This is a genomic window from Streptomyces sp. NBC_01288, assembly GCF_035982055.1.
In the GTDB taxonomy this organism is placed as follows: Bacteria; Actinomycetota; Actinomycetes; order Streptomycetales; family Streptomycetaceae; genus Streptomyces.
Map to the genome: position 1 here is coordinate 6,245,239 of NZ_CP108427.1, position 14,361 is coordinate 6,259,599.

The following is a 14,361-nucleotide window of genomic DNA, read 5'->3' on the forward strand; positions in this document are numbered from 1 at the left end:
TGACCGGCCGCGGTATGGGCTGCACACCTTCAATTGTCCGCCGGATACGGGGCAGACTGACCGCATGGCTGATCAGTACGCGCAATCCGGCGAGGACGGCCGGCCGACCGAGATACCCGCGATCCGCTGGGACGAGCCCCCCGAGGGTCCCGTGCTGGTCCTCCTTGACCAGACGAGACTGCCGGCCGAGGAGGTCGAGCTGGTGTGCACGGACGCGTCCGCGCTGGTGGACGCGATCCGTTCGCTGGCGGTGCGCGGGGCGCCGTTGCTCGGCATCGCGGGGGCTTACGGCGTCGCGCTCGCCGCCGCGCGGGGCTTCGACGTGGACGAGGCCGCGATCGCGCTGGCGGGCGCCCGGCCCACCGCGGTGAACCTCTCCCTCGGCGTGCGCAGGGCCCAGACAGCGCACCGGGCCGCGCTCGCCGAGGGAGGCGGTACCGAGCGGGCGGCGGCGGCCGCGCTGGCGGCGGCGCGGCGGTTGCACCGGGAGGACGCCGAGGCCAGCACGCGGATGGCCGCGCACGGGCTGGCCCTGCTGGACGAGCTGCTGCCCGGCGGCGGGCACCGGATTCTGACCCACTGCAACACCGGGGCGCTGGTGTCGGGCGGCGAGGGCACGGCCTTCGCGGTGGCGCTCGCGGCGCACCGGGACGGGCGGCTGAGGCGGCTGTGGGTGGACGAAACGCGTCCGTTGCTGCAAGGTGCTCGCCTGACGGCGTATGAGGCGGCACGCAACGGAATGGCGTACACCTTGCTCACGGACAACGCGGCGGGCTCTTTGTTCGCGGCCGGGGAGGTGGACGCGGTACTGATCGGGGCGGACCGGATCGCCGCCGACGGTTCGGTGGCGAACAAGGTGGGGAGCTATCCGCTCGCCGTGCTCGCCCGGTACCACCATGTGCCGTTCATCGTGGTGGCGCCGGTGACGACGGTGGATCCGGACACGCCGGACGGGGCGTCCATCGAGGTGGAGCAGCGCCCCGGCTTCGAAGTGACGGAGATCACGTCACCCCAAGTGATGGTGTCGGGAGCGGGAGGCGGGATTCCGGTGGCACCCCTGGGGACCCAGGCCTACAACCCGGCGTTCGACGTGACGCCTCCCGAGCTGGTGACGGCGATCGTCACCGAAGAAGGCGCTGTTTCGCCCGTGACGGCGGGGGCGCTGGCAGAGCTGTGTGACAGGTCACGACAGGTAACGATTTAGTTAATGGGATGATGTCGTTTATGAAGGGACGAGTCCTTGTCGTCGATGACGACACCGCACTGGCCGAGATGCTCGGCATTGTGTTGCGTGGTGAAGGTTTTGAGCCGTCTTTCGTAGCCGACGGCGACAAGGCGCTGGCCGCTTTCCGTGAGAGCAAGCCCGACCTGGTGCTCCTGGACCTGATGCTGCCCGGACGGGACGGTATCGAGGTGTGCCGCCTGATCAGGGCGGAGTCCGGGGTGCCGATCGTGATGCTCACGGCGAAGAGCGACACCGTCGATGTCGTGGTGGGCCTGGAGTCGGGCGCTGACGACTACATCGTGAAGCCGTTCAAGCCGAAGGAGCTGGTCGCCCGGATCCGGGCCCGGCTGCGGAGGTCGGAGGAGCCGGCGCCCGAGCAGCTCGCCATAGGCGATCTGGTCATCGATGTGGCCGGTCACTCCGTGAAGCGGGACGGGCAGTCGATCGCGCTGACGCCGCTGGAGTTCGACCTGCTGGTCGCGCTGGCCCGTAAGCCGTGGCAGGTGTTCACGCGTGAGGTGCTCCTGGAGCAGGTCTGGGGCTATCGGCACGCGGCGGACACCCGGCTGGTGAACGTGCATGTCCAGCGGCTGCGTTCCAAGGTCGAGAAGGACCCGGAGCGGCCGGAGATCGTGGTGACCGTCCGCGGGGTCGGTTACAAGGCGGGACCGAGCTGACATGTCCAGGGACAGTGCCGCTTCGGCGCCCGGGGGGTCCGGGGCCCGCGCGGGGCGGCCTGTCGGCCGGACGGCGGCGGGTTCCCGCTGGGGACGCCTGTGGGAGGGCGTGCTGCTCCAGGGCGGGGTCCAGGGCAGCCCGGTCCTGCGCCTGTTCATGCGCTGGGTGCGTCGGCCGCTGCTGCCGGTCATGCGGCTGTGGCGGCGCAACATCCAGCTCAAGGTCGTCGTCACGACCCTGCTGATGTCGCTGGGCGTCGTCCTGCTGCTGGGCTTCGTCGTCATCGGCCAGGTGCGCAACGGCCTGCTGGACGCCAAGGTGAAGGCCTCGCAGAGCCAGGCCACGGGCGGCTTCGCCGTGGCCAAGCAGCGGGCCGACGAGGCGGGCAGCGGTGCCGCCACCGACGGTTCCGCGACCGACGACGGTTCCTCCCAGAACGTCATCTCGTGGATGAGCGACCTCGTGTCGTCGCTGTCCAGCGGCGGCCAGGGCGCCTTCGACGTGGTGACACTGCCCGCGGGCATGGACAGCGGCAGCGGACGCAGCCCGCGCGGCTCCGGGTACGTCGACCCGTCCGCCAGCGTGCCCGAGGATCTCCGCGCGCGGGTCAACGACCGTACGACGGCGGCGCAGAGCTACACCCGCATCATCTACAGCAACGGCAAGGAGTCCCAGCCGGCGCTCGTCGTGGGCAAGCAGGTCAACGACCCGAACGGCGACCCCTACCAGCTGTACTACCTCTTCCCGCTCACCCAGGAGGAGAAGTCGCTCAGCCTGGTCAAGGGGACCCTCGCCACGGCCGGGCTCTTCGTCGTCGTCCTCCTGGGGGCCATCGCCTGGCTCGTCGTACGGCAGGTCGTCACGCCGGTGCGGATGGCCGCCGGGATCGCCGAGCGGCTGTCCGCCGGGCGCCTCCAGGAGCGCATGAAGGTCACCGGTGAGGATGACATCGCGCGGCTCGGCGAGGCCTTCAACAAGATGGCACAGAACCTTCAGTTGAAGATCCAGCAGCTGGAGGACCTGTCGCGGATGCAGCGGCGGTTCGTGTCCGACGTGTCGCACGAGCTGCGGACGCCGCTGACGACCGTACGGATGGCGGCCGATGTCATCCATGACGCGCGCGTGGACTTCGATCCGATGACCGCGCGGTCGGCCGAACTGCTGGCCGACCAGCTGGACCGGTTCGAGACGCTGCTCGCGGACCTGCTGGAGATCAGCCGCTTCGACGCGGGCGCGGCCGCCCTAGAGGCCGAGCCGATAGACCTCAGAGAGGTCGTACGGCGGGTCCTCAGCGGCGCCGAGCCGCTCGCCGAGCGCAAGGGCACGCAGATACGCGTCGTCGGCGACCAGCAGCCCGTGGTGGCCGAGGCGGACGCCCGGCGGGTGGAGCGGGTGCTGCGCAATCTCGTCGTCAACGCGGTGGAGCACGGCGACGGCAAGGACGTCATAGTCAAGCTCGCCAGCGCGGGCGGGGCGGTCGCCATCGCGGTGCGCGACTACGGGGTGGGGCTCAAGCCCGGTGAGGCGACCCGGGTGTTCAGCCGCTTCTGGCGCGCCGACCCGGCACGCGCGCGTACCACCGGCGGTACGGGGCTGGGGCTGTCCATCGCCCTGGAGGACGCGCGGCTGCACGGCGGCTGGCTGCAGGCGTGGGGTGAGCCGGGCGGCGGTTCGCAGTTCCGGCTGACGCTGCCGCGGACCGCGGACGAGCCGCTACGGGGCTCACCGATACCCCTGGAGCCCAAGGACTCACGCCGTAACCGCGGACTCAGCGACGCCGGGCTGCCGAGTGGGGGCGGCGACAAGCGTGCGACGGTCCCGGTGCAGCCGATGGGCGACCATGTGCCGCCGATACCCTCGCGGGCCCCGATCGCCCCCAGGATGGCCGCCACGACCGCCACGGCGGACCCGACGGCGCTGCCCGGCAACGGCGCCCGCGTGGTGCCCCGGCCGACCGGCGGGACCCGGCGGCAGGAGGACCGGTCGCCCGCGGAGCCGGCCCGGAGCGAGGCCGCGGGCAGTACGGACCCGGCCGCCGTACCGGAGGACTCGAACAAGCAGGGAGAGGCATCTCGTGGGCGCTGACCGCAAGGGGGGCGCCCGGCGGAGGCCGGCACGCGCGGCGGCGTACGTCGCGATGGGCGTCGTAGTGCTGGCGGGATGTGCCTCGATGCCCGACAGCGGGGATCTCCGGGGGGTCGAGTCGACACCCCGACAGGACACCCAGGTGCGCGTTTTCGCGATGCCGCCCCGGGAGGACGCGTCGCAGGGGGAGATCGTGCAGGGCTTCCTTGAGGCGCTGACCAGCGACGATCCGAACTACAAGACGGCACGCATGTACCTGTCCGCCAAGGCCGCGCGGAACTGGCAGCCGGAGCCGTCCACCACGGTGCTCGCCGACGGACCCAGCACGGAGGCCGTCCGTCCCCCGGTCGGCCGGGAGGACACCGGCACGTTCACGTACACCCTGACCGGCGAGCGGGTCGCCACGGTGGACTCGAAGCAGGCGTACGCGCCGGCGGACGGGCAGTACAGCAAGGCCGTACACCTGACGAAGGACGCGAAGAGCGGCCAGTGGCGCATCGACGACCTGCCGCAGGGCGTCGTCATGGGCGAGTCGGACTTCCAGCGCAACTACATGTCGGTCAACAAGTACTACTTCGCGTCGAACACGACGGCCGGGACGAGCTCGCAGCCGATCGCGGTCGCCGACCCCGTGTTCGTACGGCGGCGGGTGGACCCCATGACGCAGATGGTGCGGTCGCTCCTTGACGGGCCCACCAGTTGGCTCGGGCCCGTGGTCAGGTCGAGCTTCCCCACCGGGACGGCGCTGCGGAAGGGCGTCACCTCGCTGACGCCCGACGACCAGAACAAGCTGACGGTCCCGTTGAACCAGAAGGCATCCCGGGTCGGGCTGGCCCGGTGCGACGAGATGGCCACGCAGATCCTCTTCACGCTCCGGACCATGACGCCCACGGTGGACAAGGTCGAGCTCCAGGCCGCCGACGGCGCGCAGTTGTGCGACTACAACGAGGGCGACGCGGACACCCTCGCGGCACACGGTGCCGTGAACCATCCCACGTACCTGTACTTCCTCGACGACAAGCACCGCGTGGTGCGGATGTCCAGCGCCGGCACGCGCGCCGATCCGGTGCCGGGCGCGCTGGGCGAGGGCGAGACACAGCTGCGGTCGGTGGCGGTGTCGCGTGACGAGGAGACCGGAGCCGGGGTCGGCCTCGACGGGAAGTCGCTCTACGTCGGGTCGATGGTGTCCGGTGCCTCGCTCGGGGACCCCGTGCTGACCAGCCAGGGCAAGACGGAGGACGACCGGCTGACGGCCCCCAGCTGGGACGCGCAGGGCGACCTCTGGGTGGCCGACCGGGACCCGAAGAAGCCCCGGCTGCTCCTGTTGCAGAAGGGCGCGGGACAGCCGATAGCGGTGGAGATGCCCGGGCTGGACGGCCGTATCGAGTCGGTGCGGGTGGCCGCCGACGGGGTGCGGATCGCGCTCGTCGTGGAGAAGAACGGCAAGCGGTCCCTGCTCGTCGGGCGGATCCAGCGGAGCGGGGCGGTGGGGGAGACACCGGTGATCTCGGTCCTCGAACTGCGTTCCGTGACCCCGGACCTGGAGGAGATCACGGCCATGTCGTGGGCCGGGGACAGCCGGCTCGTGGTGGTGGGGCGCGAGCACGAGGGCGTGGTGCAGATGCGGTACGTCCAGGTCGACGGCTCCACGCCGGAGGGCCCGGCGCCCGCGGCCCTGACCGGGGTGAAGGAGATCGCCGCGTCCGAGGACGACAAACTGCCGCTGGTGGCCTACTCGGAGGACGGGATCGTACGGCTGTCCAGCGGGGCGCAGTGGCAGAAGGTCGTCAAGACGGGGTCGGCGCCGGTCTATCCGGGGTGACGCACCGGTGCGTTGACGCATTGCCGCGTCGCGGCATTGGAGTGGCGGACTGGCGGACTGAAAGCGGCCGTCTCCGGTCGGGCTGAGGCTCGGTGGAGGCGGCCGTTCGCGTGTTCCTGGGTGGCTGTTCCGGGGTGGCCTTGCACTCGTGTGGGTGACGGCTGTCGACGGTTGCGCGGAGTTGTCCACAGGCCGTTGTCCACAGGGCTGGCCGGTCGAGCGGGGCGTTGGCACAGTGGTGGGCATGCGGGGGTGGTGGCGGGACCTCACGGATCTGGTGCTGCCGGCCGAGTGCGGAGGCTGCGGCAGGCCTCGCACGGTGCTCTGCCCGGAGTGCCGTGCGGCCCTGACCGGGGCCGTACCGGGCCGGGTACGACCGATGCCCGAGCCGGTCGGGCTGCCGGCGACGTATGCGGCGGCTCCTTATGCGGATGAGGTGCGGGCGGCGATCCTCGCTCACAAGGAACGGGGTGCGCTGGGTCTTGCGGGGGCGCTGGGTGCGGCGTTGGCGGGGGCTGTGCGGGTGGGGCTTCGGGAGAACTGGGGGCGAGGCTACGGGGCTGTGAACGGGCGGGACGGGGGCTTGCTGGGGATGGACGGGGGCGTGGCTGGGCTGAGAGGAAGCTTGGCGCCGGCATTTGGGGAGCTGAGGGAGGAGGGGCTGCGGGAGGAGGCCGACCTGGGTGGTTGGGCGCGGGGCGTGGCAGAACGGTCGGGGTGGGGTGCGGGAGATCCCGGTTCTGGCGGTGGGCAGGTCGCAAGGTCGGGGGTGGCCGGGCCTGGCACGGGAGAGGCGGGGCAGGCGGCCGCGGAGGCTGCGGGGTGTGGCGCGGGGCTTGGTGCAGGGCTTGGTACGGCGCCTAGTGGGCGGGATCTGGCAGATCCGGTGCAGGGCGGGCAGGGTCAGGTACGACAGCCGCAGACACGGCAGGCTCACGCTGCGGAAGCCGCGCAGGCTCGGGCAAGACACCCTCAGGCTCAGGGCGGGGAAGTTCAGGCGGGGCTTCGCCAGGCTCAGGGCGGGGAAGTTCAGGCAGGGCATCGCCAGCCGCAAGTCGGGTCGCACGTGGATGCCGGTCGTGTTCCGTCCCGGAGCCACGGTCAGGCGCCCGTGCTGCTCGTCCCCGTGCCCTCTGCGCGTAGCACCGTGCGGGCGCGGGGGCATGATCCGGCGCGGCGGATCGCGCTCGCGGCGGCGGGGGAGTTGCGGCGGACCGGGACGCCGGCTCGGGTGGTGGCCGTGTTGCGGCAGCGGAGGTGGGTCGCCGATCAGTCGGGGCTCAACTCGCGGGAACGGATGGGGAATCTCGCGGGTGCGCTGGAGGTGGTCGCGGGTGGTGCGCGGTTGCTCGTGGGCGGTCCGGTGGTGCTCGTCGACGACCTGATGACGACCGGGGCTTCCTTGACGGAGGCTGCGCGTGCCGTACGGGAGGCGATCACGGGTGGTGGAGAAGTTGGCGCGACTGCCGCTGTGTATGCGCGTGTGTCCAGGGAAGGCAGAGAGGAACACACCGACAGATCAAACGGCAGACCAATGGAGAACGGGAGGGACATGGCACTCAGTGCACCGGGAATCGTGAGCGTGAACGGCCCCGGTGACCTGATCTGCGCTGCTGTGATCGCGGCGTCGCCAGATTCCTTCGAAATAAACCGGAACTGACTGCGAACTTGCGTCGTTGCAGGTAATGACAGGGGCAATTCACCTGAACGGAGGTACGCCGCGGTAGAGGGTGACGACATCCGTCCGGGCGAGATATGTTCGGTTGTGAGAGAAAGGCGCGGGCCGCACCTCTCCTATCCGAATGCCGTGCCGCGGGTTTTCTGCAATCACCCGCGGCCATGGGGTGGAGATCTTGCCCATGGGGGAGGAGGAGGTGGAAGTCACCGAGTCCGAGGTTCCGGGGTGACCGGAGCCTGGTGCGAAAGGGAGACGCTCCGCAGCGAAGCGGAGCGATCCGGGAACGGAGTTCTGCGTGGACATCGTCGTCAAGGGCCGCAAGACCGAGGTGCCCGAGCGGTTCCGCAAGCACGTGGCCGAGAAGCTGAAGCTGGAGAAGATCCAGAAGCTCGACGGCAAGGTGATCAGCCTCGACGTGGAGGTGTCCAAGGAGCCGAACCCCCGACAGGCCGACCGCTGTGACCGAGTGGAGATCACGCTCCGCTCCCGCGGTCCGGTGATCCGGGCGGAGGCATCGGCCAACGATCCGTACGCGGCACTCGACCTCGCAGCGGAGAAGCTGGACGCCCGGCTGCGCAAGCAGCACGACAAGCGCAACACGCGTCGCGGCGCCCGTCGGCTCACCGCCGCCGAGGTCCCCGACCACGTCCCGGGCGCCGCGACGCTCAACGGCAACGGCCACGCCGCCCCGGACGAGCAGTCGGACGGTGTGCCCACCAAGAAGATCGGCTCGCTGGAGGTCAAGGGCGAAGGCCCCCTCGTCGTCCGCGAGAAGACCCACGTCGCCTCTCCGATGTCCCTCGACCAGGCGCTCTACGAGATGGAACTGGTCGGACACGACTTCTACCTGTTCGTCGACTCCGAGACCAAGGAACCGAGCGTCGTCTACCGACGTCACGCCTACGACTACGGCGTCATCCACCTCAGCACGGACCCGATGGTCACGCAGGCGCAACAGCCGGCGGCCGGCGGCACGCTGGGCGGCTGACCCACCCGGCAGACAGCTGAGCCGGTGCCCCTGGAGCGCGTGTGCGCCCCCAGGGGCACCGGTGTGCGACCACTTCGCGCCCCGCTCCGTGACCGCACTGTCGTCCGGGCATGGAATCATGGCCGTACAGGCCCAACCGGTGGGCCGCTGCCTTGGGTTGGCGATGGCACAGGACCACAGGCCACAGCCTTCAGGGGGAGGAACGATGGCGGACAGCTTCGGACCGATGCATGTCGGGGATGCCGACGGCGGCGTCGTCGGCGTGGGCCCGGAAGCGGGCTCGACACGCAAGGAGCCGATCAGAGTCCTTGTCGTGGACGACCACGCCCTCTTCCGCCGAGGCCTGGAGATCGTGCTGGCGGCCGAGGAGGACATCCAGGTCGTCGGCGAGGCCGGTGACGGCGCCGAGGCCGTGGACAAGGCCGCGGATCTGCTGCCGGACATCGTCCTGATGGACGTACGGATGCCGAAGCGGGGCGGGATCGAGGCGTGCACCTCCATCAAGGAGGTGGCGCCCAGCGCGAAAATCATCATGCTCACGATCAGCGACGAAGAGGCCGATCTCTACGACGCGATCAAGGCGGGCGCGACGGGTTATCTCCTCAAGGAGATCTCGACCGACGAAGTGGCCACCGCCATTCGCGCCGTGGCCGACGGACAGTCGCAGATCAGCCCCTCCATGGCGTCGAAACTGCTCACCGAGTTCAAGTCGATGATCCAGCGCACCGACGAGCGCCGGCTGGTGCCCGCGCCCCGGCTCACCGACCGTGAGCTGGAGGTTCTCAAACTCGTCGCCACCGGAATGAACAACCGCGATATCGCCAAGCAGTTGTTCATCTCCGAGAACACCGTGAAGAACCATGTGCGCAACATCCTGGAGAAGCTGCAGCTGCACTCCAGGATGGAGGCGGTCGTCTACGCGATGCGGGAGAAGATCCTGGAGATCCGCTGACCCTCGGGCCCGGTGTCCCTCATGCCAGGAGGCGGACCAGTTCTTTGGCGAGGGGGGCGCGCAGCTCGGGGGCGTCGACCCGCTCCACGCGTACGTCCGTGCAGTCCACCCAGCTCGCGGCCTCCACCAGAGCCTGCGCCACGGACGGGACGGCCTTCACGCCGTCCAGGGTGACCTGCTTGGCCACCAGGGTGCGGCCCTCGCGCGCGGGGTCCACCCGACCGATCAGCCGGCCCCCTGCGAGCACCGGCATCGCGAAGTAGCCGTAGATCCGCTTCGGCTTGGGGACGTAGGCCTCCAGGCGGTGGGTGAAGCCGAAGATGCGCTCTGTGCGGGCTCGCTCCCAGATCAGGGAGTCGAACGGGGACAGGAGTGTCGTGCGGTGGCGGCCGCGCGGGGGTGTCTCCAGGGCCGCCGGGTCGGCCCAGGCGGGCTTGCCCCAGCCCTCTACGGTGACCGGGACCAGGCCCGAGTCGGCGATCACAGCGTCGACCTGCTCGCCCTTGAGACGGTGGTAGTCGGCGATGTCCGCGCGCGTGCCGACGCCCAGTGAGGCGCCCGCCAGGTTGACCAGGCGACGGAGGCACTCCGTGTCATCCAGCTCGTCGTGCAGCAGTGCCTTGGGGATCGCGCGCTCGGCGAGGTCGTAGACCCGCTTCCAGCCGCGGCGCTCCACGCAGACCACCTCGCCGTACATGAGGGCGCGCTCGACGGCGACCTTGGCGCCGGACCAGTCCCACCACTCGCTGGTGCGCTTGGCACCGCCCAACTCCGTTGACGTGAGCGGGCCTTCGGCGCGGAGCTGTTTGATGACCTGGTCGTAGGTGCCGTCGGGGAGGTCGTGGTTCCAGTGCGGGCGGTTGCGGTAGGCGCGGCGGCGGAACGCGAAGTGGGGCCACTCCTCCACCGGGAGGATGCACGCGGCGTGCGACCAGTACTCGAAGGCGTGCGTCTGGGTCCAGTACGCGTCCTCGACCGTCTTGCGGGGAACGGCGCCGAGGCGGGCGTACGGGATGAGTTCGTGGGAGCGGGCGAGGACCGAGATGGTGTCGAGCTGGACCGCGCCGAGATGGCGGAGCACGCCGCGCACGCCCGCGCGGCGGTCGGGGGCGCCGAGGAAACCCTGGGCGCGCAGGGCGATGCGGCGGGCGTCGTCTGCCGACAGGTCGGTCGTGGGGCGCGGGGCACTCGTCATGTCTCCGCACGATAGAGGGTGGCACTGACAACGCGGGCTGAGCTGGGGATTCGTCCCGCTACGGCTGGGCGGGCAGGTACGGCGCCGTCGACGGCAGGCCCAGGTCGGACGGGAGCAGGGAGCCGCCCCAGCAGTCCCGGCGTACGCCTCCGTGGTTGATCGCGGAGCGCAGCGTGCCCTCCATGGTGAAGCCGGTGCGTTCCGCGACCGCGCGTGAGGCCTTGTTGCCGACCTCCGCGCGCCATTCCAGGCGGTCGATCGACATGGCGGTGAAGGCCCAGTGGGCGGCGGCGAGTACGGCCTCGGTCATGTAGCCGTGGCCGCGGTGCTCCTTCGTGCCCCAGTAACCGACCTCGCCGACGCCGAGCGAGCGCATCGTGATGGCGAGCATTCCCACCAGCTCCCCTTCGGGGAGGAAGAGGCCGAAGGTGAACATCGAACCGTTCTTCCAGCCCTCGGGCACCAGCTGCTCGGTGAAACTCTGCGCGTGCTCCAGGAGGTAGGGCGAGGGGATCGTCGTCCAGCGCTGGATGTCGGGGTCCTGGGCGGCGGAATACACGGCGTCGGTGTCCTGCGGGCCCACGGAACGCAGGACGAGACGGTCGGTCGTGAGCGTGACGGGTTCCATCGGCCGATTCTGCTCGGGGGCACACAAGGACGCCAGACGTTTGCGCTGCGTGAGTGGGTGATCACATTTCGCGCAATTCCTCGGAGGGACGCGGCACCATCGGCGACCCCCGGCCGTTGTCCCTTTGAAGCAGATGTGAAGGAGTGGACGGTCGGCGTCCCCGGCAGGCTCCCGGCGTGGCGGGGTCCTCGCATACGATGGCCGTTGCTCAGTCATGTCATTGGTAACCGACCGTCCCAGGCCCGACCGGCAAGGAGACCAAGCCCCGTGTCCGTCCTCTCGAAGATCATGCGTGCAGGCGAAGGCAAGATCCTGCGCAAGCTGCACCGCATCGCGGACCAGGTCAAGTCCATCGAAGAGGACTTCGTGGACCTCTCCGACGCCGAGCTGAAGGCCCTCACCGAGGAGTACAAGCAGCGCTACGCCGACGGTGAGACCCTGGACGACCTGCTGCCCGAGGCGTTCGCCACCGTCCGCGAGGCCGCCAAGCGCGTCCTCGGCCAGCGCCACTACGACGTGCAGATGATGGGCGGCGCGGCCCTGCACCTCGGCTACGTCGCCGAGATGAAGACCGGCGAGGGCAAGACCCTGGTCGGCACCCTGCCCGCGTATCTGAACGCCCTCTCCGGAGACGGCGTCCACATCATCACGGTCAACGACTACCTGGCCGAGCGCGACTCCGAGATGATGGGGCGCATCCACAAGTTCCTGGGCCTTGAGGTCGGCTGCATCCTGGCCAACATGACCCCGGCCCAGCGCCGCGAGCAGTACGCGTGCGACATCACGTACGGCACGAACAACGAGTTCGGCTTCGACTACCTGCGCGACAACATGGCGTGGTCGCAGGACGAACTGGTGCAGCGCGGCCACAACTTCGCGATCGTCGACGAGGTCGACTCCATCCTCATCGACGAGGCCCGTACGCCGCTGATCATCTCCGGCCCGGCCGACCAGGCCACCAAGTGGTACGGCGACTTCGCCAAGCTCGTCACCCGCCTGAAGAAGGGCGAGGCAGGCAACTCGCTCAAGGGCCTGGAGGAGACGGGCGACTACGACGTCGACGAGAAGAAGCGCACGGTGGCCATCCACGAGGGCGGTGTCAGCAAGGTCGAGGACTGGCTGGGCATCGACAACCTCTACGAGTCGGTGAACACCCCGCTGGTGGGCTACCTGAACAACGCCATCAAGGCCAAGGAACTCTTCAAGAAGGACAAGGACTACGTCGTCATCGACGGCGAGGTCATGATCGTCGACGAGCACACGGGGCGTATCCTCGCCGGCCGCCGCTACAACGAGGGCATGCACCAGGCCATCGAGGCGAAGGAAGGGGTGGACATCAAGGACGAGAACCAGACGCTCGCCACGATCACCCTTCAGAACTTCTTCCGCCTCTACAGCAACCTCTCGGGCATGACCGGTACGGCGATGACCGAGGCCGCGGAGTTCCACCAGATCTACAAGCTCGGCGTCGTCCCGATCCCGACCAACAGGCCCATGGTCCGCAAGGACCAGTCGGACCTGATCTACCGCACCGAGGTCGCGAAGTTCGAGGCGGTCGTCGACGACATCGCCGAGAAGCACGAGCAGGGCCAGCCGATCCTCGTCGGTACGACGTCGGTCGAGAAGTCCGAGTACCTCTCGCAGCAGCTCGCCAAGCGCGGCATCCAGCACGAAGTGCTGAACGCCAAGCAGCACGACCGTGAGGCGCCGATCATCGCCCAGGCCGGCCGCAAGGGCGCCGTGACCGTCGCGACCAACATGGCCGGCCGCGGTACGGACATCAAGCTCGGCGGCAACCCCGACGACCTCGCCGAGGCGGAACTGCGTCAGCGCGGCCTCGACCCCGAGGAGCACATCGAGGAGTGGGCGCAGGCCCTGCCCGCCGCCCTGGAGAGGGCCGAGCAGGCGGTCAAGGACGAGTTCGAAGAGGTCAAGGACCTCGGCGGCCTCTACGTCCTCGGCACCGAGCGGCACGAGTCGCGCCGTATCGACAACCAGCTGCGCGGTCGCTCCGGCCGACAGGGCGACCCGGGCGAGTCCCGCTTCTACCTCTCCCTCGGCGACGACCTGATGCGGCTGTTCAAGGCCCAGATGGTCGAGCGCGTGATGTCGATGGCGAACGTCCCGGACGACGTGCCGATCGAGAACAAGATGGTCACGCGCGCGATCGCGTCCGCCCAGTCGCAGGTCGAGCAGCAGAACTTCGAGACCCGCAAGAACGTCCTCAAGTACGACGAGGTCCTCAACCGCCAGCGCGAGGTCATCTACGGCGAGCGCCGCCGCGTCCTGGAGGGCGAGAACCTTCAGGACCAGGTCGTGCACTTCATGGACGACACGATCGACGCGTACATCACCGCGGAGACCGCCGAGGGCTTCCCGGAGGACTGGGACCTCGACCGGCTGTGGGGCGCGTTCAAGCAGCTCTACCCGGTGCGGGTCACCGTGGAGGAGCTGGAGGAGGCGGCCGGGGACCGGGCCGGTCTGACCGCCGAGTTCATCTCCGAGTCCATCAAGGACGACATCCACGAGCAGTACGAGGGGCGCGAGGAACAGCTCGGCTCCGAGATCATGCGCGAGCTGGAGCGCCGGGTCGTGCTGTCGGTCCTGGACCGCAAGTGGCGCGAGCACCTCTACGAGATGGACTACCTCCAAGAGGGCATCGGCCTGCGCGCGATGGCCCAGAAGGACCCGCTGGTCGAGTACCAGCGCGAGGGCTTCGACATGTTCACCGCCATGATGGACGGCATCAAGGAGGAGTCCGCCGGCTATCTGTTCAACCTGGAGGTCCAGGTGGAGCAGCAGGTCGAGGAAGTCCCCGTCGAGGACGACAAGCCGTCGCTCGACAAGGAGGACACGGTGCCCGCGCAGGCGAGCGCCCGTCCCGCGATCCGCGCCAAGGGGCTCGACGCGCCGCAGCGGCCGGACCGGCTGCACTTCTCCGCGCCGACCGTGGACGGTGAGGGCGGCATCGTCGAGGGCGACTTCAGCAGCGACGACGACGAGCCGGTGCGCTCCGAGGCGGACGGCCTCACGCGCGCGGAGCGCCGCAAGCAGGGTCGCCGGGGCAGCCGCCGCAAGAAGTGACGGTCGCTCCGCGGGTCGAGCGGTGA

10 protein-coding genes and 1 pseudogene are annotated in these 14,361 nt (G+C 69.7%); 9 read left to right on the top strand and 2 right to left on the bottom strand.

All coding sequences use genetic code 11. The features are described from left to right. The first annotated feature begins 64 nt into the window (after positions 1–64). The 8 genes and pseudogenes from mtnA (at position 65) to OG194_RS28220 (ending at position 9,428) form a co-directional block, all read left to right on the top strand. The gene (mtnA, locus tag OG194_RS28185) at positions 65–1,204 is read left to right on the top strand and encodes an S-methyl-5-thioribose-1-phosphate isomerase (RefSeq protein WP_327403587.1); all 1,140 of its coding nucleotides are present in this window, start codon (positions 65–67) and stop codon (positions 1,202–1,204) included. A gap of 8 nt (positions 1,205–1,212) precedes the next feature. Then, the gene (mtrA, locus tag OG194_RS28190) at positions 1,213–1,902 is read left to right on the top strand and encodes a two-component system response regulator MtrA (protein ID WP_187284748.1); all 690 of its coding nucleotides are present in this window, start codon (positions 1,213–1,215) and stop codon (positions 1,900–1,902) included. A gap of 1 nt (position 1,903) precedes the next feature. Further along, positions 1,904–3,988 carry an MtrAB system histidine kinase MtrB gene (mtrB, locus tag OG194_RS28195; protein ID WP_327403588.1) on the top strand — a complete coding sequence of 695 codons (2,085 nt, stop codon included), beginning with the start codon at positions 1,904–1,906 and terminating at the stop codon, positions 3,986–3,988. Beyond that, positions 3,978–5,810 (top strand): LpqB family beta-propeller domain-containing protein, encoded by a 1,833-nt coding sequence (locus OG194_RS28200; protein ID WP_327403589.1) that lies wholly within the window; start codon positions 3,978–3,980, stop codon positions 5,808–5,810. The genes mtrB and OG194_RS28200 overlap by 11 nt, the downstream gene beginning before the upstream one ends. Positions 5,811–6,054: 244 nt before the next feature. Beyond that, positions 6,055–6,357, top strand: a pseudogene (locus OG194_RS28205) (ComF family protein); the annotation flags it as partial. Positions 6,358–6,921: 564 nt separating this feature from the next. After that, positions 6,922–7,470 carry a ComF family protein gene (locus OG194_RS28210; protein ID WP_442811807.1) on the top strand — a complete coding sequence of 183 codons (549 nt, stop codon included), beginning with the start codon at positions 6,922–6,924 and terminating at the stop codon, positions 7,468–7,470. Between the two features lie 313 nt (positions 7,471–7,783). Continuing rightward, a complete protein-coding gene (hpf, locus tag OG194_RS28215) occupies positions 7,784–8,476 on the top strand; it encodes a ribosome hibernation-promoting factor, HPF/YfiA family (RefSeq protein WP_327403590.1) in 693 nt (230 codons plus the stop codon). Between the two features lie 205 nt (positions 8,477–8,681). Next, on the top strand, positions 8,682–9,428 hold the full coding sequence (locus OG194_RS28220; RefSeq protein ID WP_327403591.1) for a response regulator transcription factor: 747 nt from the start codon (positions 8,682–8,684) through the stop codon (positions 9,426–9,428). A gap of 19 nt (positions 9,429–9,447) precedes the next feature. Here OG194_RS28220 and OG194_RS28225 read toward each other — a convergent pair whose 3' ends face one another. Both OG194_RS28225 and OG194_RS28230 read right to left on the bottom strand, forming a co-directional pair. Then, complete coding sequence (locus OG194_RS28225) at positions 9,448–10,623, bottom strand: winged helix-turn-helix domain-containing protein (RefSeq protein ID WP_327403592.1); 1,176 nt, start codon at positions 10,621–10,623, stop codon at positions 9,448–9,450. A gap of 58 nt (positions 10,624–10,681) precedes the next feature. After that, positions 10,682–11,251, bottom strand: coding sequence for a GNAT family N-acetyltransferase (locus OG194_RS28230; RefSeq protein WP_327403593.1), 570 nt, complete (start codon positions 11,249–11,251; stop codon positions 10,682–10,684). Positions 11,252–11,518: 267 nt separating this feature from the next. Here OG194_RS28230 and secA point away from each other — a divergent pair, with 267 nt between their 5' ends. After that, the gene (secA, locus tag OG194_RS28235) at positions 11,519–14,335 is read left to right on the top strand and encodes a preprotein translocase subunit SecA (RefSeq protein WP_266857581.1); all 2,817 of its coding nucleotides are present in this window, start codon (positions 11,519–11,521) and stop codon (positions 14,333–14,335) included. Positions 14,336–14,361 lie beyond the last annotated feature (26 nt).